The 23,188-nt window shown below is 60.5% G+C and carries 22 protein-coding genes; 11 read left to right on the forward strand and 11 right to left on the reverse strand.

Annotation, left to right across the window (positions count from 1 at the left end; genetic code table 11):
* Positions 1–197: 197 nt before the first annotated feature.
* Positions 198–617 (forward strand): hypothetical protein, encoded by a 420-nt coding sequence (locus U367_RS0117925; protein WP_010206751.1) that lies wholly within the window; start codon positions 198–200, stop codon positions 615–617.
* Between the two features lie 15 nt (positions 618–632).
* A complete protein-coding gene (locus U367_RS0117930; RefSeq protein ID WP_016978609.1) occupies positions 633–1,526 on the forward strand; it encodes a cation diffusion facilitator family transporter in 894 nt (297 codons plus the stop codon).
* Here the strand turns inward: U367_RS0117930 and U367_RS0117935 are convergent.
* Complete coding sequence (locus U367_RS0117935; RefSeq protein WP_028618051.1) at positions 1,523–2,551, reverse strand: DUF6515 family protein; 1,029 nt, start codon at positions 2,549–2,551, stop codon at positions 1,523–1,525. The two genes, U367_RS0117930 and U367_RS0117935, sit on opposite strands and share 4 nt — an antisense overlap.
* A 397-nt stretch (positions 2,552–2,948) precedes the next feature.
* Between U367_RS0117935 and U367_RS0117940 the strand changes: the two genes are divergently transcribed.
* Complete coding sequence (locus tag U367_RS0117940; protein WP_003194418.1) at positions 2,949–3,428, forward strand: Lrp/AsnC family transcriptional regulator; 480 nt, start codon at positions 2,949–2,951, stop codon at positions 3,426–3,428.
* 190 nt (positions 3,429–3,618) lie between these two features.
* Complete coding sequence (locus U367_RS0117945; protein ID WP_025999909.1) at positions 3,619–3,828, forward strand: DUF2788 domain-containing protein; 210 nt, start codon at positions 3,619–3,621, stop codon at positions 3,826–3,828.
* Here the strand turns inward: U367_RS0117945 and U367_RS0117950 are convergent.
* From U367_RS0117950 to U367_RS0117965, 4 genes are all read right to left on the reverse strand, one after another.
* Positions 3,823–4,458: a pseudouridine synthase gene (locus tag U367_RS0117950; protein WP_028618052.1), complete on the reverse strand. Its 636-nt coding sequence runs from the start codon at positions 4,456–4,458 to the stop codon at positions 3,823–3,825. The genes U367_RS0117945 and U367_RS0117950 overlap by 6 nt on opposite strands.
* A gap of 71 nt (positions 4,459–4,529) precedes the next feature.
* On the reverse strand, positions 4,530–6,002 hold the full coding sequence (amn, locus tag U367_RS0117955; RefSeq protein WP_161634128.1) for an AMP nucleosidase: 1,473 nt from the start codon (positions 6,000–6,002) through the stop codon (positions 4,530–4,532).
* Between the two features lie 66 nt (positions 6,003–6,068).
* The gene (locus U367_RS0117960; protein ID WP_028618054.1) at positions 6,069–7,715 is read right to left on the reverse strand and encodes an acyl-CoA dehydrogenase family protein; all 1,647 of its coding nucleotides are present in this window, start codon (positions 7,713–7,715) and stop codon (positions 6,069–6,071) included.
* A gap of 193 nt (positions 7,716–7,908) precedes the next feature.
* Positions 7,909–10,299: a hybrid sensor histidine kinase/response regulator gene (locus U367_RS0117965; RefSeq protein WP_028618055.1), complete on the reverse strand. Its 2,391-nt coding sequence runs from the start codon at positions 10,297–10,299 to the stop codon at positions 7,909–7,911.
* 276 nt (positions 10,300–10,575) lie between these two features.
* Here U367_RS0117965 and U367_RS0117970 point away from each other — a divergent pair, with 276 nt between their 5' ends.
* The 4 genes from U367_RS0117970 (at position 10,576) to U367_RS0117985 (ending at position 14,099) form a co-directional block, all read left to right on the forward strand.
* Entirely contained in the window at positions 10,576–11,373 is a 798-nt protein-coding gene (locus U367_RS0117970) for a hydroxymethylpyrimidine/phosphomethylpyrimidine kinase (protein WP_016978603.1), read from the forward strand.
* Positions 11,374–11,394: 21 nt separating this feature from the next.
* On the forward strand, positions 11,395–12,018 hold the full coding sequence (thiE, locus tag U367_RS0117975) for a thiamine phosphate synthase (protein WP_028618056.1): 624 nt from the start codon (positions 11,395–11,397) through the stop codon (positions 12,016–12,018).
* A gap of 17 nt (positions 12,019–12,035) precedes the next feature.
* Positions 12,036–13,319 (forward strand): glutamate-1-semialdehyde 2,1-aminomutase, encoded by a 1,284-nt coding sequence (hemL, locus tag U367_RS0117980; protein WP_016973898.1) that lies wholly within the window; start codon positions 12,036–12,038, stop codon positions 13,317–13,319.
* A gap of 225 nt (positions 13,320–13,544) precedes the next feature.
* Positions 13,545–14,099, forward strand: coding sequence for a tetratricopeptide repeat protein (locus tag U367_RS0117985; RefSeq protein WP_010206766.1), 555 nt, complete (start codon positions 13,545–13,547; stop codon positions 14,097–14,099).
* Here the strand turns inward: U367_RS0117985 and U367_RS0117990 are convergent, their stop codons facing one another.
* The 6 genes from U367_RS0117990 to U367_RS0118015 form a co-directional block, all read right to left on the reverse strand.
* Positions 14,100–15,212: a succinylglutamate desuccinylase/aspartoacylase family protein gene (locus U367_RS0117990; RefSeq protein WP_028618057.1), complete on the reverse strand. Its 1,113-nt coding sequence runs from the start codon at positions 15,210–15,212 to the stop codon at positions 14,100–14,102.
* Positions 15,213–15,221: 9 nt separating this feature from the next.
* Positions 15,222–15,932, reverse strand: coding sequence for an ABC transporter permease (locus U367_RS0117995; protein WP_028618058.1), 711 nt, complete (start codon positions 15,930–15,932; stop codon positions 15,222–15,224).
* A complete protein-coding gene (locus tag U367_RS0118000) occupies positions 15,932–16,645 on the reverse strand; it encodes an ABC transporter permease (protein ID WP_028618059.1) in 714 nt (237 codons plus the stop codon). Before U367_RS0118000 ends, U367_RS0117995 begins: the two co-directional genes overlap by 1 nt.
* Positions 16,646–16,661: 16 nt before the next feature.
* The gene (locus tag U367_RS0118005; protein ID WP_028618060.1) at positions 16,662–17,420 is read right to left on the reverse strand and encodes a transporter substrate-binding domain-containing protein; all 759 of its coding nucleotides are present in this window, start codon (positions 17,418–17,420) and stop codon (positions 16,662–16,664) included.
* Between the two features lie 38 nt (positions 17,421–17,458).
* Complete coding sequence (locus U367_RS0118010) at positions 17,459–19,513, reverse strand: oxidoreductase (protein WP_028618061.1); 2,055 nt, start codon at positions 19,511–19,513, stop codon at positions 17,459–17,461.
* Positions 19,514–19,820: 307 nt separating this feature from the next.
* Positions 19,821–20,147, reverse strand: coding sequence for a DUF1820 family protein (locus U367_RS0118015; protein WP_003194436.1), 327 nt, complete (start codon positions 20,145–20,147; stop codon positions 19,821–19,823).
* Between the two features lie 131 nt (positions 20,148–20,278).
* On the opposite strand from U367_RS0118015, the gene miaB reads away from it, so the two are divergent.
* The 3 genes from miaB to ybeY all read left to right on the forward strand — a co-directional run bounded on the left by miaB (position 20,279) and on the right by ybeY (position 23,176).
* The gene (gene miaB, locus U367_RS0118020; RefSeq protein ID WP_028618062.1) at positions 20,279–21,607 is read left to right on the forward strand and encodes a tRNA (N6-isopentenyl adenosine(37)-C2)-methylthiotransferase MiaB; all 1,329 of its coding nucleotides are present in this window, start codon (positions 20,279–20,281) and stop codon (positions 21,605–21,607) included.
* Between the two features lie 113 nt (positions 21,608–21,720).
* Positions 21,721–22,725, forward strand: coding sequence for a PhoH family protein (locus U367_RS0118025; protein ID WP_016978598.1), 1,005 nt, complete (start codon positions 21,721–21,723; stop codon positions 22,723–22,725).
* Entirely contained in the window at positions 22,718–23,176 is a 459-nt protein-coding gene (gene ybeY, locus U367_RS0118030; protein ID WP_028618063.1) for an rRNA maturation RNase YbeY, read from the forward strand. The genes U367_RS0118025 and ybeY overlap by 8 nt, the downstream gene beginning before the upstream one ends.
* Positions 23,177–23,188 lie beyond the last annotated feature (12 nt).

The following is a 23,188-nucleotide window of genomic DNA, read 5'->3' on the forward strand; positions in this document are numbered from 1 at the left end:
TGGTCTGAAAAACACCACCGGCTGCGCCTGGCAACGCGGTCAAAGGTGGGAGCTGGCTTGCCTGCGATGCTGACAACTCGGTCTTTCAAATAAACCGAGGTGATGCCATCGCAGGCAAGCCAGCTCCCACATTAGAGCGGTGTTGCTCGGCAGTATTGTCATATAGTCCCGTATCAATCGTGTTCAGGAGAGTTTCCATGCGTATCGCTTCCCGTGTCATTGGCGGTGTCCTCGCCGTCACCCTGCTGAGCCAATTGACGGCCTGCGGTTCGATCTTCTACCCGGACCGCCGTGGCCAGATCGACGGCAAGATCGACCCGACCATTGCCGTGCTCGACGCCGTGGGCCTGCTGTTCTATGTGATCCCCGGCCTGATCGCGTTCGGCGTGGACTTCGCCACCGGCGCTATCTACTTCGAACCGGGCAAGACCGCCCAGGTCGATCCGCAGAAACTCCACGAAGCCATTGGCGCCGACGGCAAGGTCGACAACGCCAAGCTGCAAAGCATCATCCAGAAAGAAACCGGCCGCAGCCTGCCGCTCGACGACCCGCGCATGATCCAGTTCAAGGGCAGTGTGCAACAGCTCGCCAGCCTGGGCCTGCAACCCGCCGCTTAAGGATCCGAGCCGCCTATGACCAGCAGTCCCGAACACGCCAGGCTCTTGCGCCTGGCCACCCGCGCCTCGGTGGGCGTGGCTTGTGCGCTGATTATCACCAAGGCCATCGCCTGGTGGCTCAGCGGCTCGGTGAGCATGCTTGCCGGGTTGACCGATTCACTGCTGGATGGCGTGACCTCGCTGCTGAACCTGGTGGCGGTGCATTACGCGTTGCGCCCGGCCGATGACGATCACCGTTATGGGCACGGCAAGGCGGAGTCGCTGTCGGGCATGGCGCAGGCGCTGTTTATCGGCGGCAGTGCGGTGTTGATCGCGTTCCAGGCCTATCAGCGTCTGCAACATCCGGAACCGGTGGGCGCACCGTGGTTGAGCATTGGCGTGATCGTGTTTTCCCTGGTACTGACCGTGGCTTTGCTGATGCTGCAACACCGGGTGATCCGCGAAACCGGCTCCAACGCCGTGCGTGCGGACTCATTGCATTACCGCTCCGACCTGATGCTCAACGGCAGCATCTTGGTAGCGCTGGTGCTGGCAGGGTTTGGCTACCATCAGGTCGATGCCTGGTTCGGACTGGGCATTGCCGCTTACATCTTATGGAGCGCCATCCAGATCGCCCGTGAAAGCTTTGCGGTGTTGATGGATGAAGAACTGCCGCCGGACGTGAGCCAGCACATGCTCGAACTGGCTCGTGGCGTACCGGGTGTATTGGGCGCGCATGATTTGCGCACGCGGATTTCCGGCAGCCACTGGTTTGTGCAGTTGCACCTGGAATTGCCGGGGGAATTGACACTGTCAGTGGCCCACGGCATCAGCGACCAGGCCGCCGATGCGATTCACAAGGCCTACCCGCGCGCCGAAGTGCTGGTGCACGCCGACCCGCGGGAAGTGGTCACAGGCAATAAAACCTAGTACTGCACCTGATAACCGCGGCTGCTCAGGCAGTTGCCCTGGGCCTGGCGGTAGGTTTGCACCACCGCCGGATCGGGGGCGTAGGTGACTTGCTGCGGGTCGAAGCCACTTTGCTGCACGGCCCAGCGATAACAGTCATAACCGTCCTGCTGCACCTGGGCCGGTGACTGGCCGTTGGCCGGATACGCCACCACGTCATAGCCATTGCCTTGCGGCGCGGGCTGCGGTGCCGGTACGGCGGCTGGCGGTTGCACCACCACGTATTGCTGGGAGCTGCTTTCGTAGGTGTAGTAGGAACCCGCCGCGAGGAAGAACAGCGCGCTGCCGATCCACACTTCACGCGCGTAGTCCGGCAGGTAATGCACACGGATGCCGTAGGGCGGCGTCACCACCACATAGCGCGGGCCTTGCGGGCGATACCAATAGCCGCCGGAGTAGAAGTAGTCCTGGCCACGGTAAGGCACGCGGTAATTGCGATCAGGGAAGCGGTCGATCACATAACCTGGGCGATGCTGCGGGCCTGGGCCCCAGCCGTTGCCATGGCCGTCAGGGCGACCGGGCCAGCGGTTGTCGCCGGGGCGCGAGCCTGGGCCGCCGGCTTCCCAGTGTTGGTTGCCGTCATTGCGTCGAGGGATGTCACGGTAATAGCCCTGACGCGGTTCCTGGGTCTGGCGCACGGTGTCGGGGCGACTCTGGATCGGCAGGTTGTTCGACGGCTGTGGTTGTGGCTGGGGCCGCCCCTGCTCATTGCCCTGGGGACGCCCTTGCCATTGGCCACCACCGTTCTGGCCTGCGCGATCAAAATGCTGATTCTGCGGGCGCGGCTGGTTGTTTTGCTGACGTGGTGGGTTGTTCTGCGGACGCGGCTGTTCATTACCGCCTCCTGGCCGTCCGCCCTCCGGCCCTCTTTCATGCTGACCACCGCCCTCACCACGCGGCCCGGTATCACGTTCGTCGGCCACTGCCTGGGCGCCAACGGTGACCATCAGCAAACCTACACCTGCCAAACGCCAGATGCGCTTCATGCTATTCCTCACTGCGGATTAGGGCCTGTCCATGAGACTGGAAAAGCCAGGCCCGGTTCTCGGACAGGTTATCAGCAGGCAAAAGAAAAGGGGTGACCCGTCGGCCACCCCTTGAGAACTTCGTCTTGGCTCAACGCTTTTGACGTTGGCTCACCTCACGCCGTCTTGTGGACAGTGTGCAGCCTGGAGGCCGGCTCAACCCTGCTGGGGTGGCGGCCGCAGCGGGCCTGATTGGGCGGGCTGCTTTGGACTGTTGTCCAGGCGGTGATTCTGTTGATAACGATACCCGCCAGCGCCCGGCAAATGATTGCGAAGATTGCGTCAATAAACAGTGCTTGCGCAATTTTTAACCCTTCATGGATAATTCACCGCAATAGTTACGACAAAGGCCATCCCAATGAGCAAGCTTGACCGATACGACCTGAGTATTTTGGCGGAATTGCAACGTGATGCGAGGATCTCCAACCAGGAGTTGGCCGAACGCATCGGCTTGTCGCCGTCGCCGTGCTCGCGCCGGGTCAAGCAGTTGGAGGACGACGGCTACATCGCTCGCCAGGTCGCCTTGCTCGACCGCAAGATGCTTGGCCTGAGTCTGACCGCCTATGTGCTGATCGGCATGGACCGCCACACGCCCGAACGTTTCGAGAACTTCGAAGCGGCAATCCGCACCCTGCCCCAGGTGCTGGAATGCAGTTTGGTCACCGGGATGGATGCGGACTATCAGTTGAAAGTGGTGGTGCCGGACATGGATCACTATCAGAAACTGCTGCTAGGTCACCTGACCCGCATTGAAGGTGTGACCAGCGTGCGCTCCAGTTTTGTGTTGAATCAGGTGCTTAACAGCACCGAATTGCCGCTGACGCACCTGAGAACCTGACCCCCAACCTGTAGGAGCCAGCTCGCCGGCGATGAGGCCCTTGAACCAAGTGCCGATCGTTCGGACGCCATCGCCGGCAAGCCGGCTTCTACAAGCGGGCGTGCGTCGCACCGACGCAGGTCAACCTTGAGCGCATCGCGCGGCCTTATACTGCCCGCCTGCCTTTGTCGGAAAATTCGCCATGAACAACATCGATCCCGCCCTCTTCGAAGAATGGATGATGACCGGCCTGGTCACGATCCTGATCATTTTCATGGGCTTTATCGTCTGGGACCTGGCGAAGAAGTCCAAGGCCGGGCGTTTTGGCTCGTTCATCCTGTTCTTCGTCTTGGGCCTGGGCGTGGCCGCGTTCATCATCAAGAGCGTGGTGATCGGCCTGATCGAGTCCGGCGCCTTATAAGCGCGCCGGCACTTCCTTCCACTGGCCTTGATCCAGGCCGTCAATCGTCCAATCGCCAATGCGCACGCGCACCAGACGCAGGGTGGGCAAGCCCACGGCGGCGGTCATGCGCCGCACCTGGCGGTTACGCCCCTCGCGAATCACCAATTCAAGCCAGTAAGTCGGTATGTTTTTGCGAAAGCGCACCGGCGGGTTACGCGGCCATAACTCGGGCTCATCCAACTGCCGCGCTTGCGCAGGCAAGGTCTTGCCGTCATTCAGTTCGACACCTTCGCGCAAGCGTTGCAGTTGCTCTTCGGTCGGTTCGCCTTCCACCTGCACCCAGTAGGTTTTCGCCAACTTGTGCTTAGGGTCGGCAATCCGCGCCTGCAACTGGCCATCGTTGGTCAGCAACAACAAGCCTTCGCTGTCACGGTCCAGGCGGCCCGCCGGGTAGATGCCGGGGATGTCGATGAAATCTTTGAGCGTCGCGCGCCCGCCTTCGTCGCTGAACTGGGTCAGCACGTCAAAGGGTTTATTGAACAGGATCAGCTTCGGCTCGGCCGGTGGCGCCTTGGCGACACGCCGCGCTGCGGAATACGGAGGTTTCACGCCAGGGCGGCGCGAATCGGGACGGGTGGGACGGGACATGGCAAAGGAACATCTAACGGTCAGGACCGACAATGCTAGTGGCCTGACCGTTAAATGACCATCCCAACCGCTTAGCGGAACGGCGGCTCGTCGAAGCTGCGCAGTTTGCGCGAGTGCAGCGAGTTGAGTTCGGTACGCAGCAAATCCACCGCCTCGATGCCGATCTTCAAGTGCTGACTGACCGCACGCTCATAGAATGCGTTGGCCGAACCGGGCAGCTTGATCTCACTGTGCAGTGGCTTATCCGACACACACAGCAAAGTGCCGTACGGCACCCGCAAGCGATAACCCTGGGCGGCGATAGTGCCGCTTTCCATGTCCACGGCCACGGCGCGGGACAGGTTGATCAGCGGCCGCTCCTGTGCCCAGCGCAGTTCCCAGTTACGGTCGTCGTAGGTCAACACGGTGCCGGTGCGCAGGCGTTTTTTCAGCTCTTCGCCTTTTTCGCCGGTGACGTTAGCCGCCGCTTGCTGCAAGGCCAACTGCACTTCGGCCAGGGCCGGGATCGGGATGTTCGGCGGCACGACGCGGTCGAGAATCCCGTCGCGGCGCATGTAAGCGTGAGCCAGCACGTAATCGCCGATGGTCTGGGATTGGCGCAGGCCGCCGCAGTGGCCGATCATCAGCCAGCAATGCGGACGCAGCACGGCCAGGTGGTCGGTGATGTTCTTCGCGTTGGACGGGCCGACGCCAATGTTGACCAAGGTCACGCCGTGGCCGTCAGTGGCTTGCAAGTGATAAGCCGGCATCTGATAACGGTGCCACACCACCCCGGCAGCAATCGCCGAGGCTTCACCGTGGTCCATCGCTTTGTCGATCACCACGTTGCCCGGCAACACCATGCGGATAAAACGCGGGTCGCTGCGCAGTTGTTCCAGGCCATGCAGGATGAACTGGTCGACATAACGGTGGTAGTTGGTCAGCAGGATCCACGGCTGCACATGGCGCCAATCGCTGCCGGTGTAGTGCACCAGGCGGCGCAGGGAAAAGTCCACGCGCGCCGCATCGAACAACGCCAGGGGCAGCGGGTCAGTGTTTTCCCAGTCGTACAGGCCATCGGCGATGCCATCAGTGGCGGCCGACAGGTCGGTACTCGGGAAGACGCGGGCCAGGGTCGCCGCAGTCACGCCGGAGCCGGCCAGTTCATCGCCCTGCTCCACTACGTAAGGGTATGGAATGTTCTGCTGGCTCACACCGACTTCCACCGTCACGGTGAAGTCGTGCATCAGCGGCACCAGTTGCTCCAGCAGGTATTTACGAAACGCCGCAGGATGGGTGACGGTAACGCTGTAGGTCCCTGGTAACTGAACCTTGGCATACGCCCGGGTGGTCTGTGGGACTTCGCCGTGGCAGTGGTAGGTCAGGCGCAGTTCCGGGTAGCGGAACAACGCACGTTGTTCGGCGTCGGGTTCGACGCGGTCCTTGAGGTATTGCTTGAGGGCTTGATTGAGCGCGCCCGTGGCACGCTCATGCAGGGCCGCCAGCCGGTCCACGGCTTCTTCAGCGGTTTGAACGACAACAAAAGCTTCGGTCACGGTAAGCATCCTGTGTTCTGACTTGCAGGCCTTTATCTTGCCTGTATCCCCGTCAGACGCAAACTTTGAATGCAATCAACAAGGTGTGGACCTGGCGACAATCGCCGCCACGTCGACGCCACGCGGCAGGGTGCCATACACTCGACCGGACGATTCGCCCAAGCGACTGGCGATAAACCCATCGCTGACCGCCGCATTGCCGGCTTCCAGCAACAGCTTGGCCTGCAACGCCACGGCGATGTCTTCGGTAAGCTGGCGCGCACGGTATTGGATGTCCTGGGTGTCCATAAAGGCTGACTTCAATTGCTCGATATGCCGCGCCAGTAGCTTGTCGCCATGCCCATCCCCCAGCTCGACAAACAGCGCTTCCAGCACGCCCGGCTCTTTTGACAACGCGCGCAGCACGTCCAGGCACTGCACGTTGCCAGAACCTTCCCACGTCGAATTCACCGGCGCCTCACGGTACAGGCGCGGCAGGATGCTGTCCTCGACGTACCCGGCACCGCCCATGCACTCGGCGGCTTCATTGATCATGGCCGGGGCGCGTTTGCAGATCCAATACTTGCCCACGGCTGTCACGAGCCTGGCGAACTTGGCTTCCTGCTCATCGCCTAAATGATCCAATGCGCGGCCCATGCGCAGGCTCAGGGCCAACGCGGACTCGCTTTCCAACGCCAGGTCCGCCAGCACGTTTTGCATCAAGGGTTGTTCGCTGAGCACCCGCCCCCCCAGCAAACGATGGGCACAATGATGGCTGGCCTGGGTCAGCGCCTGGCGCATCAATGCGCTGGAGCCGACCATGCAATCGAAGCGGGTCATGGCGACCATTTCGATGATAGTCGGCACGCCACGGCCTTCCTCACCGATCATTAAGGCCAGGGCGCCACGGAACTCTACTTCGCTGGAGGCGTTGGAGCAGTTGCCCAGTTTGTTTTTCAGGCGCTGGATGTAGAACTCGTTGCGCGTGTCATCCGGGCGGTGCCGGGGCAGTAGGAAGCAGGTCAGGCCCTTGTCGGTTTGCGCCAGGGTCAGGAAGGCATCGCACATCGGTGCCGAGCAGAACCACTTGTGGCCCACCAGTTCATACGCCTGGCCCGGACCGCCGGCACCCACCGGATAGGCGCGAGTGGTGTTGGCGCGCACGTCGGTGCCGCCCTGTTTCTCAGTCATGGCCATGCCGATAGTGGCACCGGCCTTGTGAGCGATGCCGACATTGCGCGGGTCGTATTGGGTATTGAGGATTTTCGGTAGCCAGGTCTTGGCCAGGTCCGGTTGCAGGCGCAGGGCAGGCACGCAAGCGAAGGTCATGGTCAGCGGACAGCCGGTGCCGGCTTCGGCCTGGCTGTGCAGGTAGGTCATGGCGGCGCGGGCCACATGAGCGCCGGACTGCGGATGCGCCCACGGCAGCGACGGCAAGCCATGTTCGACGGCCGTGCGCATGAGTTCGTGGTAAGCCGGGTGAAACTCCACCAGGTCGATGCGATGGCCATAACGGTCATGGCTGTTGAACACCGGTTTGTTCTGGTTCGCCAGGAACCCGGCCTCCATCAACGGCCCACCGGCCAGTGCGCCGTAGGCATCGATACGCGCTTCTGCCCAGCCAGCACCAAAGCGGCGCGACCATTCCTGCAGGGGCAAATCGATACGGTACAGGTTGGTGCCGTCCAGGGACGGTGGCTGGTTGGTGACGTCGTGGGTTTCGGCAAACTGATGCAGGTTCATGACGGGCCTCCTGGAAAAAGGCCCATTTCGATTGAGGCTGTTTGTAGGAGCGAGCTTGCTCGCGAAGAACGTGAGAGCACCGCGTTTTTACAGGGTGCTCGCGTTATCGTTGACGTTCTTCGCGAGCAAGCTCGCTCCTACACGGTGCCCGTCGATTGAGGCCGGTTTTTTCAGTTAAACACCGTCATACCGCTTAAAAAAGTGGCATACCCGCCGAATGTCCGGCGCTTTCGCCCTCTACCGGACACAGCAACCGACGCTCCAACACCGCCTGCAAGGCCTCGAAACGCACAGGTTTGGCCAGGCGATCGGAGAGGCCGATGCCATGGCAGCGCTCACGCTCCGACGCATTCAGCGACGTACTTAAGGCGATTACCGGTAACTCACCGCAGCCGGGCAATGCACGGATCTGACAACACAACGAGAAGCCACCTTCAGGGATATCCAACAGTACTGCGTCGAAATCTCCTGCTTGCAAGGCAGCCAACGCGTTCGGGCCGGTGTCCACGGTTTTCACCCGGTATCCGAGTTTGAGCAGCATGCCGCGCACCACCAGTTGGCCGACGCTGTTGTCGTCCACCAGCAGCACCGAGCACTCCTGAGGTGCGCGCTGCTTATCCGGCGCAGGTCGGGATTCAGGTGCTAGGGGACTGACCTCCACTTCAAGCTGGAAGCGGCTGCCTTTGCGCGGCTCGGAATGATGGGTGAGACGCCCGCCCAGCAGCTCGATCAGTTGCCGGCAGATCGCCAGGCCGATACCCAGGCCACCGTACTCGCGGGTCATGGAGCCATCCAGTTGGAAGAACCGCTGATACAGGGTCGCTTCGTCGAGGAAAGCAAAGCCGATTCCGGTGTCGGTGACGATAAAGCTCAAGCGCAGGCCACCGCCACTCTGGGGCACACCGACCACGCGCAGGCGCACCGCGCCTTCGTGGGTGAACTTGAAGGCGTTGTCCAGCAGGCAATCCAGGCACTGCAGCAGTTTGTCGGCGTCGCCCAGTACGCGGTCTGGCAACTCGTCCGCCACATCGATGGAGAACGCCAGGCCTTTGCTCTGGGCGCTGGCGGTGAACTGCTGGCGCAAGGTGTCGAGCGTACCGCGCAGGCTGAATACCTGGGGTTGGGCGCTCAAGCGGCCGGCCTGCAATTCGGTGAGGGTTAGGATGCCGTTGACCATGCGCATCATGTCCCGCGCCGAACCGGCGGCGGTTTGATGGTATTGCGCCAGGTCCGCGTCCAGGGGCACGGTCTGCATCAGTTCGAGGGAGCCGATCACGCCGTTCATGGGCGTACGCAGTTCGTGGGTCAGGGTGGCGAGGAACTCGTCCTTGAGTCGGTTGCTGCGGGCCAATTGCTGGTTGAGCACTTCAAGTTTTTGGCTGGCATCGAGCAGGATCTGCGCTTGTTGCTCGCGCATGGAATTGATGCGGTCGGCCAGAGCCAGGGACAGCAGCGCCACTTCAATCGCCGAGCCGATCTGGCTGGCATACATGGTCAGGAATACGTTGGGCAGATAGCCCAGCACCATCAGCGTATTCACCACTCCACCTAGCAGGAACGCCGACCAGGCGATGATGAAATAGCGCGCCACCCGCTGGCCGCAATACCAAGCCTTGATGGCGGCGACAAAAATAGTCACGGTAAACACCAGTGCCAAACCGGTGGCCAGGCGCAGTGCCAGCGCGTAGCTGGTCATCAACGACAGCAGCATCACCACGCCACCGCAGGCCACCAGCGCCAGCAACAGCCGGTTGATCCAGCGACTGTGCTGGGCCGTGTGCAAAAAGCTGCGCGCAAACAGGCTGCCGAACAACGCCGCCGAGCCGATCAGGAATGGCGTCGCGGCATTCGCCCACCAAGGATTGTTCGGCCAGAAATACTCCACCGCCGCACCGTTGACCGACAGCTGATACATGCCAAACGAGGCGATATAAAAGATGTAATAGAGGTAGCTGGTGTCGCGCACGCTGAGGTAGATGAACAGGTTATAGACCAGCATCCCCAGCAACACGCCATAGATCAGGCCCAGCACATACAGGCGCAGCGGCTGTTGCTCCAGATAGGCGGTGCTGGACCACAGCGTCACAGGCGCCTGGATCGACCCTTCGCTTTGCAGGCGCAGGTACACGGTTTTTGCCTCGCCCGGCGTGAAGTCGACCTTGAACAAGTAGTTGTTCTGGCGGATCTCACGGGCGGAAAACGGCAGCGCATCCCCAGTACGTCCTGCCAGCCGATAAGTGCCGGTGTTGTCGGGCAGGTAGAGGTCAAGATGGTCGAGCGGCGGGTACGCCAGCTCCAGCAACCAGGTGCGCTGCGCTTCGGGATTAGTGGGTAGGTAATGCAGATTGACCTTGAGCCAGAACACCGAGCGCGAGTAGCCAGCATTCAGGGTGTCTTTAACGTGGGGCTTGAACTGCGCGGTGGCGGACGGCGCGATCACATCCGCGATGGTGAGGGCATCGGTCGGGTCTTCGAGCACTTGCATCACTCGCCCCAACGGCAGGCTTTGTGTGTCCTGGTTAAACTCGATGGCGTTGGCGAGCATCGGCAACCCGCACAACAATAAAATCAGCAAATAGCGCATAGAGCCCCAGCGTGGCCTGTCCGGTTATGTCAAAAAGCCCCCCATTCCTTTTGAGAAGACGTACACCGGCAATACAGTAAGTAGTTTGGATCCACTCTAGCATAGCCACTAAAGGCTATTGGACACCATTGAAATAATTTTTTGAAAGGCTCTAGAACGAGGCTTTCAGCGATATAAAGCGAGTGCAAAACCGCCAAAAAAGCGTCACTGCGATGGCAAAATTCAACCATCGCCAGACAGCCCCGCCAAAAGCGTTTGGTGGTAAGCTCGCGCACCATGAATATCTACAGCTCTCGTCCCGTTGTCCTCTGTCTCTCCGGCCATGACCCCAGTGGTGGCGCCGGCTTGCAGGCAGATATCGAAGCCCTGCTCGCCCAGGGTTGCCATGCGGCTCCGGCCGTCACCGCCTTGACCGTGCAAAACACCGTCAATGTCATCGATTTCCGCGTGCTCGACCGCGAGTGGGTACTGGCTCAGGCCAATGCTGTACTCGGCGATTCAGAAGTGGCGGCGGTCAAGCTGGGCATGCTCGGTTCCACCGCGATGGTCGACACCGTAGTCGAACTGCTGCAGGCGCATCCGCACCTGCCGGTGGTATGCGACCCGGTGCTACGCGCCGGCGGCGGTGGCAGCCTGGGCAAGGACGAAGTCGGTTATGCAATGCGCGAGCGGTTGTTGCCGCTGTCGCTGATTGCCACGCCCAACCTGCCGGAAGCGCGCATCCTCGCGGAGCTGCCTGAAGGCACCGCAGACGAATGCGCCGAGAAGCTGCTGCCGTACATCAAGCACCTATTGATCACCGGCGGCCATGGCGACGAGCACGAAGTGCACAACCGCCTCTATAGCCGCGACGGCACGCGCCAGACCTTTACCTGCCAGCGCCTGCCCGGCAGCTATCACGGTTCGGGCTGTACGTTGGCCAGTGCGTTGTCCGGCCGGATTGCCCAGGGCGAAGGCTTGGTGAGCGCCGTGCAATCGGCCCTCAACTACACTTGGCGCACCTTGCGTGATGCCGAACAACTCGGCCAGGGCCAGTTTGTACCGCGCCGGCTGCCGCTGGATTTTTGCTCGTAAGACGACAGAGGGGCCTGCCCGATGAAACTACGTGGCCTTTACGCCATTACCGACAGCCAACTGCTGGCCGGTAAATTCCTCGCCTACGTCGAAGCAGCGTTGGACGGTGGCGTGACCCTGCTGCAATACCGCGACAAAAGCAGCGACGAAGCCCGACGCCTGCGTGAAGCAGAAAAGCTGCGGGAGCTGTGCTCGCGCTACAAGACCCAGTTGATCATCAACGACGACGCCGAACTGGCCGCCCGCCTCGGCGTCGGCGTGCACCTGGGCCAGACCGACGGCCCGCTGACCCCGGCCCGTGCCCTGCTAGGCTCCAAAGCCATCATCGGTTCCACCTGCCACAGCCAGATCGAACTGGCCGAGCAGGCCGCCAAGGAAGGCGCCAGCTATGTCGCCTTCGGCCGCTTCTTCAATTCCAACACCAAGCCCGGCGCACCGGCCGCCACCACAGAGATGCTGGCCCAGGCCCGTGCGCGTTTGCAGTTGCCGATCTGCGTGATCGGCGGCATCACCCTGGAAAACGCCGCCCCCCTGGTAGCCCACGGCGCCGACCTGCTGGCGGTGGTGCATGGCCTGTTTGGCGCCGACAGCACCCAGGAAGTCACGCGCCGCGCCCGTGCGTTCAACGCCCTTTTTCAGATTTGATTTAAGAGAGCCCGATCATGTCCCGTTCCGAAACGCTGTTTGCCAATGCCCAGAAACACATCCCCGGCGGTGTGAACTCCCCCGTGCGTGCGTTCAAGAGCGTGGGCGGCACGCCGCTGTTCTTCAAGCATGCCGAAGGCGCCTACGTCACCGACGAAGATGACAAGCGCTACGTGGACTACGTCGGCTCCTGGGGCCCGATGATCCTCGGCCACAGCCACCCGGACGTGTTGGACGCGGTGCGCAAGCAACTGGAACACGGCCTGTCCTACGGCGCGCCGACCGCCATGGAAACCGAGATGGCCGATCTGGTCTGCTCGATCGTACCGTCGATGGAAATGGTGCGCATGGTCAGCTCCGGCACCGAAGCCACCATGAGCGCGATCCGCCTGGCCCGTGGTTTCACCGGCCGCGACAGCATCATCAAGTTCGAAGGCTGCTACCACGGTCACTCCGACAGCCTGCTGGTGAAAGCCGGTTCCGGCCTGCTGACCCAAGGCGTGCCAAGCTCGGCCGGTGTGCCGGCGGCTTTCGCCAAACACACCCTGACCCTGCCGTTCAACGACATTGCCGCCGTCGAGCAGATGCTCAACGAAGTGGGCCAGGACGTGGCCTGCATCATCGTCGAGCCGGTGGCCGGCAACATGAACTGTGTACCACCGGCGCCAGGCTTCCTCGAAGGCCTGCGCGAGCAGTGCGACAAGCACGGCGTGGTGCTGATTTTCGACGAAGTGATGACCGGTTTCCGCGTCGCGCTCGGCGGCGCACAGGCTCACTACGGCGTCACGCCGGACCTGAGCACCTTCGGCAAGATCATCGGCGGTGGCATGCCGGTGGGCTGCTTCGGCGGCAAGCGCGAAATCATGCAGCACATCGCGCCACTGGGCCCGGTGTACCAGGCGGGCACCTTGTCGGGTAACCCGCTGGCCATGGCCGCCGGCCTGACCACCCTACGCCTGATCAGCCGCCCGGGCTTCCACGCCGAGCTGACCGACTACACCACGCGCCTGCTCGACGGCCTGCAACAGCGCGCCGATGCCGCTGGCATTCCGTTTGTCACCACCCAGGCGGGCGGGATGTTTGGCCTGTACTTCAGCGGCGCTGACGATATCGTCACGTTTGATGACGTGATGGGCAGCGACGCCGATCTGTTCAAGCGCTTCTTCCACCTGATGTTGGAAGGCGGTGTGTACCTGGCGCCAAGCGCTTTCGAAGCCGGCTTCACCTCGATCGCCCATGGCGAAGCCGAGTTGAAACTGACCCTCGATGCCGCCGAACGCGCCTTTGCCGCATTGAAATAATGGGTCGTACAAATCAGGCACCGCGCAAACGGTGTCTGATTTGCTACTTTGCTTACAGAGATTTCCGCGTTTTTTAGAGAAATCACCTGCAATCCGGCAGATAACTTGCCCAAGCAGCAGAAAAACGAGTAAAGACTTTGTAAGCAGAGGCCTGCTTATTTCATAATGCGCGCTTATTGGATCCCCCGAGGGTCCGCGCGCCCCGTCAGAGGTAAGTCGATTCCCATGAAACGCACCGGCCGCACCCTGGTTCTGGGCTGCCTGTTGCTCCTTCAGCCGCTGCTGGCACATGCACAAGCAGGCGGCAACTCGTTGTTAATCCCAGCGATGGGTCGTTGCACCCTCAATACCCAGCCAGACAGCCAGGCCGAAGCCCTGAGCGCGTGCCAGAAACAGGCCGACGGCGGGGATGCGCAGGCGCAATACGAGTTGGGCGAGTACTTCCACGACAGTAAAAACCCGGCCCGCGACCTCAACAAGGCCTTGAGCTACTTCGAGAAAGCCTCGTTGCAAGGGCACGCCCAAGCGCAATTCGAACTGGGCAACATGTTCTTCAAAGGCGAAGGCGTGCCGGCCAACAACGTCCAAGCGTATATCGTGCTGAAAATGGCCGCGGTCAACGGCGCAGAAGACGCACTGGACACCGCCGACGAAGTCGCCGAGCACATGCAGCGCGATGAGTTGGAAGTGGCGACCCAGGTGCTAGGGCAGATTTTCCGCAATTATCTGCAGGAATTGCAGAGTGCCGACGGGCGTTCGCCCTTCTCACCACTGCCCTGATCAAGGCGACAACAAATAACCCTGTCGGTATGCCTTTTGGCCGGCGACATGGGCGATTGTCATACCGGTGCTAGCCATTCGCCGTATTGATCGAACATACAAAAGCCCTGCATGTGTGCAAGCCACTGGCGTCACGCGATCGGTGATCGGGTCGATGATTTCCGCCACGATTTGCCCTGCCTTCAGGTAATCTCCCACCTGCGCGCAGAACACGATCAAGCCTCCCGTCGGGCTGGTCACCGGCTCTACCCCTGCCAACGGGGTTGGTAGATTGAGCAATGGCGGCAACGGAGGCGCTTGGCTATCAATCGCACCACGCTCAATTAGAAAGTTAATCAACGCCTGGCAATCCTGACGAGCCAGCCCATGATCCACATCAGCAACCCCTCTTAATTCCACGGTCACAGCGAACCCAGGTGCCGAGAAGCGCCCGGCAAACCGCGTCTGCATTTGCTCCCAAAACAACGTAAAGCACTCATCGAACGACTGCCCACCGGCTTCTTTGGTCAAAAAGCAGGCCTCCGCGCCCAGATAGCGGGCCAGCGGCTCCACCTGTGACCAGAAATCCGGCGACAGATACAAGTGCTGCACGGCTTCGAAATCACAATGCAGGTCCAGCACGATATCGGCGTCACAAGCCAGCGTCTGCAGGATCACGCGCATGGATTGCAACTGCGTCGCCGATACCTGGCTGGCAAGCGTTTGCCGCAAGGTCGAGCGGATCAGTTGTAGATTGCTGGAAGGATCATCAGTCAACAGACCTTGCACGTCATCACCGACCTGCTGGCTGACATCAAGGAAGAAACGGTTGAAGTTCTCACGGCTGTCGTTATCGAAGCGCCCCTGCGGCACGTCCATGAGTACCTGCTCCAAACCCAGCGGATTGGCTACCGGCACCAGCACGACCGACCAAAGTAGCAGCCCGGCCGCCTCCATCTGTGCCAGTTGCTGCTTCAGGTGCCATAACACCAGCATCCCCGGCAACTCATCAGCGTGCAGCGACGCCTGGAGGTAAACCTTACCTGCCGGATTGGCTGGCTCGTAATGAAAACTCTGGATCTGCCGGGTCATACCCGGCACGGCCGCCAGTAATTCATGTACGCGAGTCTGCATAGCGGCCCCCTATCGGCCTGGATCGAGAAAGCGCAACCAACGTCGTTCAGCCAGGCGAAACAGACCGACCAAGACAAACGTGATGCACAGGTAAAGAGCTGCGGCAAGGCCGAAGGACTGGAAGGTCAAGAAGGTCGCAGCGTTGGCATCCCGGGCAACTTTGAGGATGTCCGGAACCGTGGCCGTAAACGCCAACGTGGAGGAATGCAGCATGAAGATCACTTCATTGCTGTAGTACGGCAATGCCCGGCGCAAGGCCGAGGGCATGATCAAGTGGATATACAGCTTCCAGCTGTCAAACCCCAAGGATCGCGCGGCCTCGATTTCACCGCGCGGTATTGCTCGAATGGCGCCGGCCAGTATTTCGGTGGTGTAGGCCCCAGTATTCAGGGCGAACGCCAGCAGCGTGCAGTTCAGTGCCTCGCGAAAAAAACTATCCAGCAGTGGCTGCTCACGCACCGCGGTAATGCTGTAAATCCCGGTGTAGAAAATCAGCAACTGGATATAAAGCGGCGTGCCACGGAACAGATAGGTGAAGCTTTGCACCGGCCAACGCCAGCGGCGCCGGGACGACGCCCTGGCGATGGACAATGGCAGTGCCAGCAACAGGCCAAAACACAGCGAGGCGCTGGTCAGCCATAAGGTCATTGCCAGGCCGGTCACTTGTTGACCGTCGGAATAGAGGAGTGGTCGCCAATATTCCTGGATCAGCTCAATCATCATGATGCCTCCTGCACACCGGCACCGTAGCGGCGTCCCAGCCAGCGCAACGCGGCGTTTGAAACGCTGCTGAGCACCAGGTAGATCAACGCTGCAAACAGCAAAAAAGCTAACAATTGCTGGCTGCTCTTGCCCGCCACCTGGGCCACTTTCACCAGGTCCGCCAAGCCGATGATCGACACCAGCGCGGTGGCCTTGAGCAACACCATCCAGTTATTGCCCAGCCCTGGCAGGGCGAAGCGCATCATCTGCGGGAATATCACGTGCACAAAGCCTTGATAGAAGGTCATGCCAAGGGCCTTGGCGGCCTGATACTGGCCAAGAGGCACGGCCAGCAAGGCGCCGCGAAAGGTCTCGGTGAAATAGGCGCCGTAGATAAACCCCAGGGTGAGCACGCCCGCGCTGAAGGGGTCGATTTCGATGTAGGCCCAACCCAGCGCATTTGTCAGACGACTCAAGCCTGTTTGCAGCCCATAGAAGATCAACAACATCAACAATAGGTCCGGCACCCCACGGATCAGGGTGGTGTAGAGCTGTGCGCAGATGCGCCAGGCCCTGACCTTGGACAACTTGGCGCCGGCCCCCAGCAAGCCGAAGACCAGCCCCAGCAGCAATGACAGCAACGCCAGTTGCAGCGTTACCCAGACACCGCGCAATAACAGCGGTGCAAAACCGTCCAGGGTCGCGGCGAATTGCGTAAAAGTGGGTAGCATGTTGCGCCCTCGCCGGTCATTGGCCGCTGAACATGTCCACACCCGGGAAATACTGCTCCTGCAGCCGGGCATAGGTGCCATCGGCGTGCAATGCCGCCAGCCCCTTATCCAGCAGGGTTTTCAAGGCCTGATTGCCTTTGGCGATGCCGATGGCACTTTTGGAAGGCATCAGTTCGCTTTCAATCAACGGCCCCAGCACAAACCCCGCTCCTTGGTTGGATCGCAAAAAACCGCTCTGCGCCTGCTGGGCGTCCTGCAATGAAGCGTCCAAACGACCCGCCACCAGGTCGGCATACACCTGCTCCTGATCGGCATAAGCCACGATTCTCAAGCCTTGCTTGGCGAGCACTTGCCGGGCGTAGGTTTCCTGGGTGCTGCCCTGCAAATAGCCTACGGCCTTGCTCTTGGACAGCTCGGTGCCTGGGCGAAACACCATGGCGGTGGGGCTGGAAAAAACCTCCGAGGAGAAATCGATCACCTTTTGTCGTGCGTCAGTGACCGTCATTGAAGCCAGGATCGCATCAATCTTGCCGGCATTCAGGCTGGGGACCAAGCCGTCGAAATCGCTTTCGACCCATTGGCAGCGAACGTTAAGGTTAATGCAAATGGCAGTACCCACATCAACTTCGAAACCTGTCAACGCCCCCTTAGTGTCCTTGTAGGCAAACGGGGCGTAGTTAGGGTCAACACCAAAACGTATTACCGTATATTCATTGGCAAAGAGAAATGTATTTATAAACAGTGTTGCGAATAACGTCAGGATTATTTTTTTCATTATTATAGGCCTCGTCATTAATGAAACAGCAGGACTGACTACACTTCGATAAAAGGAATTTCTCGACGTACAACTAATGAATCAGCAGGCGCATCAAACTCTCGTGCCATGCGATGCCCTGAATACACAGCGGCTGCAATGGTGCCTGGCGCCACGCAGTCGCCGATTAACGCCAGCGTGGTGATACCGGCCGCGCGCATTTGTTCGGGGCCGTTATGCAACGCCTGATACAGCGCTTGCTCGGGCGCTCGAGAGGTGACCAACAACAAGGACGCGGCGGGAACGAAGCGGGTTCGCTCGGTGTAGACACACCCGGCGACCACGCCCTCCGGCATGCCGCCGACCAGCGTGTGAGACGCGATGATCGTGACACTCAACTCCAGCAGGCGACGCTGGATGCGATGCTGTTCAAGGGTGTTATGGGTCCAGGCCGCTACATCCGCCGCCGGGGTAACGAAGATTACGTCCACACCCCGCGCCACCAAATGCTCGGCCAGCACGCTGCCCATGTAGTAGTGATCATCGTCGAACAACAGCACCGGTGACGGCGGCAACACACCGGCCATCACGTCGTCAGGCGTCAGTACGGGCAGGCACTCCAGGCCCGGCATCGGGTGACGCAGGGCGCGTCCCAAGCCGTCCCGCCGCCAGTGGGAGCCGGTGGCGATAAACACGTGCTCGGCAGCGAAGTCGAGCACATCCTGGACTTGCATGGGGCTTTCCCGATAAATCTCGACCGACGCCAGGCGGCTCAAGGCATCCAGTCGATAGTCGATGACCCGAGCCCAACTCGCCAGTCCGGGAAGGCGCGCCTCCAGCGTCACGCGCCCACCCAGCGTGCGCAGGCTGTCGGCCAGCGCTACATCCATTCCTCTCGCCCCCAATATCCGTGCGCACTCAAGCCCTGCGGGCCCGGCGCCGACCACCAGCGCGCGCCCAGGCTGAGGCGCTCGCTGGACCGACTCGGGGTGCCAGCCGCGCCGCCACTCCTCGCCCATGGTCGGGTTCTGGGTGCAACGTAAAGGCGTGCTGGTGTGATCACCACTGACACACACGTTGCAGCCTATGCACTCACGAATTTCCTCCGCGCGCCCCTCTTCAATCTTCTTCGGCAAGAAAGGATCGGCAATCGACGGGCGGGCTGCGCCGATCAGGTCGATTACGCCACTGCGGACCAGGGAGACCATGGTATCCGGCGAAGTAAACCGCCCGACGCCAACCACCGGCTTGCGGGTCAGCGCCTTAAGCCCCTGCAGGAAGTCCGCTTGGTAACCTTCCGGAGCAAAGCGCGACGTCATGCTGTCGTTGGACCAGTCGGCGACATTCACATCCCATAAATCCGGCAAGTCCGCCAACATCGAGAAGATCTCAGCGCCTTCGCCCTCGCGACTCAAGCCACCCGCCATCTGCTCATCCACCGCCAGGCGTACTGCCACGGCACACCGGTCACCCACTGCGTCGCGGGTGTCTTCAATCAGTTCGCGCAACAGGCGCACCCGGTTCTCTAACACACCGCCGTACTCGTCAGTGCGCCGGTTGTTACGTGGCGTAAGGAAATGGAATGGCAGGCCCAGATCATGCCCGGCGTAAACATAGATGATGTCAAAACCCGCGTCCCGCGCACGCAGCGCAGCTGCCCGGTGCAGTGCACGCAGTTGCTGGATATCGGCACGGCTCATGGCCCGCGCCTGCACGGGGTCATAACCCCGCACCGGTGTATTGGAGGGTGCCCAGGGGATTTCACGGCTGTAGCGGTTAGGCGCGGAGTAACCGTTGAACGCCAACTCGACGCCGGCCAGAGAACCGTGGTGGTGAACCGCCTCACACATCCGCGCAAGTGCCGGAATGTCGCGCTCATCCCACAACCGCGCTTCTATGTAGGGCGAGAACTCGCTCAGCGGGCTGATCTCACACTCCTCGGTGCAGACCACGCCCCACCCACCCTCGGCTTTTAACCCACGCATGCGGGCCATAGCCGATGGATGCACATGACCCATGCCATTGCAGTGGGGCACTTGATAAAAGCGATTGCGGGTGCGAACCGGGCCGATTTGTACCGGTTCAAACAGAATGTCGTAACGAGGATCGCGCACAGGGCTACTCCCGAACAGATAAGTCCGATGATGACTGCGTGATAGGAAACTCGGTGTTAACTAATGCGTGGCGTAACTGGACAATGGTGGACTAATGCCGTTGCATGTCAGAGTCGAATGATTTGGAAAGTTGGTTAATTCGCAATCTAAACTTAAGCACCACAAGAATGGGAAAAATGTTGAGGCGCTTTATTATTGGTATATTCATGACACTCCTCTCTGCACAAACAAAAATCTGCTATTTTTTAAGCAGAATGTCTACACGCATGAGAGCAGAATCAGAAACGCCCTACAAAATAGTTGATGTTTACTTTTCAGGCATCGGCATCGGAAACGGCATCACGTTACTGGTGCCACGCGCTTCGCTGATCTTCGGCGTGCCCAAACGCTCGACCTCATCGATGCGCACAATCGAATGCATCGGCACAAAGCTGCGCACCACCCCTTCGAACTGCGCCTTGAGCTTCTCTTCGCCCGGATCGACGACCAACTGGGTGCGCTCGCCAAAGACGAACTCTTCCACCTCCAGGAAACCCCACAGATCGCTCTGATAGATCTGCTTGGCGTACATTTCGAACACCTGGCCCTGGTTGAGGAAAATCACCTTGTAGATTGGAGCTTCACGTTTGGTCATGGTGGGCGAATAACACATCGGGGATATAAAAGAGGGCGCGAACTATAGCATGGCACCCGATGCACAACGCTAGGAACCAATGGGCATGCCCCCTATAATGCGCGGTTCTTTACCACCAGTTGACGATTCCCATGGCCAAGAAGCTTTACATCGAAACCCACGGTTGCCAGATGAACGAGTACGACAGCTCGCGCATGGTCGATCTGCTGGGCGAACACCAGGCCCTGGAAGTCACCGCCCGCGCCGAAGATGCCGACGTGATCCTGCTCAATACCTGCTCGATCCGCGAGCGGGCCCAGGACCGTGTGTACTCGCAGTTGGGCCGCTGGCGCGAATTGAAACTGGCCAACCCGGACATGGTGATCGCCGTCGGCGGTTGCGTGGCTAGCCAGGAAGGCGCCGCGATCCGCGACCGCGCGCCCTATGTTGACGTGGTCTTCGGCCCGCAGACCCTGCACCGCCTGCCGGAAATGATCGACGCCGCGCGCTTTACCAAGCTGCCGCAGGTCGACGTGTCGTTCCCGGAAATCGAAAAATTCGACCATTTGCCCGAGCCGCGCATCGACGGGCCGAGCGCCTACGTGTCGGTGATGGAAGGTTGCAGCAAGTACTGCACCTTCTGCGTGGTGCCCTACACCCGTGGTGAAGAAGTCAGCCGGCCATTTGACGATGTGCTGTCGGAAATCATCCACCTGGCCGAAAACGGCGTGCGCGAGGTGACCCTGCTGGGCCAGAACGTCAACGGCTATCGCGGCCAGACCCACGACGGCCGCCTGGCCGACTTGGCGGAATTGATCCGCGTGGTCGCCGCCGTGGACGGTATCGAGCGCATCCGCTACACCACCTCGCACCCACTGGAGTTCTCCGACAGCCTGATCCAGGCCCACGCCGAAGTGCCGGAACTGGTCAAGCACCTGCACTTGCCGGTGCAATCGGGCTCTGACCGCATCCTCTCGGCGATGAAGCGCAACCACACGGCCCTGGAGTACAAATCCAAACTGCGCAAACTGCGCGCGGCGGTGCCGGGTATCTGCATCAGCTCGGACTTTATCGTCGGCTTCCCCGGCGAGACCGAGAAAGACTTCCAGCAGACCATGAAGCTGATCGAAGACGTCGGCTTCGACTTTTCCTACTCGTTCGTCTACAGCCAGCGCCCCGGCACCCCGGCGGCCGACCTGCTGGACGAAACCCCGGAAGCGCTGAAAAAAGAGCGCCTCAACGCGCTGCAACACCGCTTGAACCAGCAGGGTTTCGAGATCAGCCGACAAATGGTCGGTTCGACCCAGCGCATCCTGGTCACCGACTACTCGAAAAAAGACCCCGGCGAATTGCAGGGACGTACCGAGAACAACCGAATCGTAAACTTCCGTTGCGATAATCCGACCCTGATCGGCCAGTTTGCCGATGTGCACATCGACGCGGCGCAGCCCCATTCGCTGCGTGGGTCGTTGATCCCATAATCACTTTTTGAATTATCGCCAGCCAACATGTGCCGTTTAAGTGCTTTCGCACACAGCCGGCTGGCGTTATTCTCTATTTCACCTCAACAGCCAAAGGGCGGCTAAAAGCGACCTTGAACGCACCCATAGCAGAACCCCATCGTTTCATCCTCGAGCCCTTTGAGGCTCTCCGTTTCGCCAACCTGTGCGGACAGTTCGACGAGCACCTGCGCCTGATCGAACAACGCCTGGGCATCGAGATCCGCAATCGCGGCAATCAGTTCGAGCTCATTGGTGAAGCCCTGCACACTAAATCCGCAGAAAACCTGCTGCGCCGTCTCTACCGCGAAACCAAGGGTAGCGAGCTGTCGCCAGAAATCGTGCACCTGTATTTGCAGGAATCGGCTGTGGAAGACTTGGCCAACAATCCGGTGGCTGAAGCCAGCGTGGCCCTGCGTACCAAAAAAGGCATGATTCGCCCAAAGGGCTTGAACCAGCAGAAGTACGTCAAGGCAATCCTGGGTAACGACATCAACTTCGGCATCGGCCCCGCCGGTACCGGCAAGACCTACCTGGCCGTGGCCTGTGCAGTGGATGCCCTTGAGCGCGAGCAAGTGCGCCGCATCCTGCTGGTGCGCCCAGCGGTCGAGGCCGGCGAAAAGCTCGGTTTCCTGCCCGGCGACCTGGCCCAGAAGATCGACCCGTACCTGCGGCCGCTCTACGACGCGCTATACGAGATGCTCGGCTTCGAATACGTGGCCAAATTGATCGAGCGCCAGGTGATCGAGATCGCCCCGCTGGCCTACATGCGCGGCCGCACCCTGAGCAACAGTTTCATCATCCTCGACGAAAGCCAGAACACCACCGTCGAGCAGATGAAGATGTTCCTGACCCGCATCGGGTTCGGCTCCACGGCCATTATCACCGGCGACATTACCCAGGTTGACCTGCCCAAGGGCACCAAGTCGGGCTTGAGCCATGTGATTGAAGTACTCAAGGACGTGCCGGGCATCAGTTTCACGCACTTCTCGCCCAAGGACGTGGTGCGCCATCCGCTGGTACAGCGCATTGTCGAAGCCTACGAGCGCTTCGAACACCGCGATGACGGGCTGTCCAAGGACGTTCGCCGCGATGCTTGAGCTTGACCTGCAGCTGGCCACCGATGCGCCCGCCCCCAGTGAAGCCCAGTTCCGCGAATGGTGTGCCCTGGCCCTGCGCCAGCGCACCGCCGATTCGGAACTGACCATTCGACTGGTGGACGAGCCCGAGGGCCGTGAACTGAATCACACCTGGCGCCAGAAGGATTATGCGACCAACGTGTTGTCCTTCCCTGCCGACGTACCGGATGAGCTGCTGGATATCCCACTGCTGGGCGATCTGGTCATCTGTGTCGCCGTGGTGGAGCGCGAAGCAAAAGAACAACGCAAGGAACTTGAGGCCCATTGGGCCCATCTAGTCATCCACGGCTGCTTGCATCTCTTGGGTTACGACCATATAGACGATGACGAAGCCGAGGAAATGGAAACACTGGAACAAACGTTGCTTGCAGAATTGGGTCATCCGGACCCGTATGCGGACGACGAAGTTTAAAAACACTCAACT

Source organism: Pseudomonas canadensis (assembly GCF_000503215.1).
Classification (GTDB): domain Bacteria; phylum Pseudomonadota; class Gammaproteobacteria; order Pseudomonadales; family Pseudomonadaceae; genus Aquipseudomonas; species Aquipseudomonas canadensis.

Coding starts and splice junctions, on each gene's coding strand:
- U367_RS0118000 (WP_028618059.1), bottom strand. CDS start 16,645: ATGCTACCCACTTTTACGCAATTCGCCGCGACCCTGGACGGTTTTGCA.
- U367_RS0117970 (WP_016978603.1), top strand. CDS start 10,576: ATGAATATCTACAGCTCTCGTCCCGTTGTCCTCTGTCTCTCCGGCCAT.
- U367_RS0117960 (WP_028618054.1), bottom strand. CDS start 7,715: ATGAACCTGCATCAGTTTGCCGAAACCCACGACGTCACCAACCAGCCA.
- U367_RS0117965 (WP_028618055.1), bottom strand. CDS start 10,299: ATGCGCTATTTGCTGATTTTATTGTTGTGCGGGTTGCCGATGCTCGCC.
- thiE (WP_028618056.1), top strand. CDS start 11,395: ATGAAACTACGTGGCCTTTACGCCATTACCGACAGCCAACTGCTGGCC.
- U367_RS0118005 (WP_028618060.1), bottom strand. CDS start 17,420: ATGAAAAAAATAATCCTGACGTTATTCGCAACACTGTTTATAAATACA.
- U367_RS0117985 (WP_010206766.1), top strand. CDS start 13,545: ATGAAACGCACCGGCCGCACCCTGGTTCTGGGCTGCCTGTTGCTCCTT.
- ybeY (WP_028618063.1), top strand. CDS start 22,718: ATGCTTGAGCTTGACCTGCAGCTGGCCACCGATGCGCCCGCCCCCAGT.
- hemL (WP_016973898.1), top strand. CDS start 12,036: ATGTCCCGTTCCGAAACGCTGTTTGCCAATGCCCAGAAACACATCCCC.
- U367_RS0117950 (WP_028618052.1), bottom strand. CDS start 4,458: ATGTCCCGTCCCACCCGTCCCGATTCGCGCCGCCCTGGCGTGAAACCT.
- U367_RS0117925 (WP_010206751.1), top strand. CDS start 198: ATGCGTATCGCTTCCCGTGTCATTGGCGGTGTCCTCGCCGTCACCCTG.
- amn (WP_161634128.1), bottom strand. CDS start 6,002: ATGCTTACCGTGACCGAAGCTTTTGTTGTCGTTCAAACCGCTGAAGAA.
- U367_RS0117935 (WP_028618051.1), bottom strand. CDS start 2,551: ATGAAGCGCATCTGGCGTTTGGCAGGTGTAGGTTTGCTGATGGTCACC.
- U367_RS0117990 (WP_028618057.1), bottom strand. CDS start 15,212: ATGCAGACTCGCGTACATGAATTACTGGCGGCCGTGCCGGGTATGACC.
- U367_RS0117995 (WP_028618058.1), bottom strand. CDS start 15,932: ATGATTGAGCTGATCCAGGAATATTGGCGACCACTCCTCTATTCCGAC.
- miaB (WP_028618062.1), top strand. CDS start 20,279: ATGGCCAAGAAGCTTTACATCGAAACCCACGGTTGCCAGATGAACGAG.
- U367_RS0117930 (WP_016978609.1), top strand. CDS start 633: ATGACCAGCAGTCCCGAACACGCCAGGCTCTTGCGCCTGGCCACCCGC.
- U367_RS0117940 (WP_003194418.1), top strand. CDS start 2,949: ATGAGCAAGCTTGACCGATACGACCTGAGTATTTTGGCGGAATTGCAA.
- U367_RS0118015 (WP_003194436.1), bottom strand. CDS start 20,147: ATGACCAAACGTGAAGCTCCAATCTACAAGGTGATTTTCCTCAACCAG.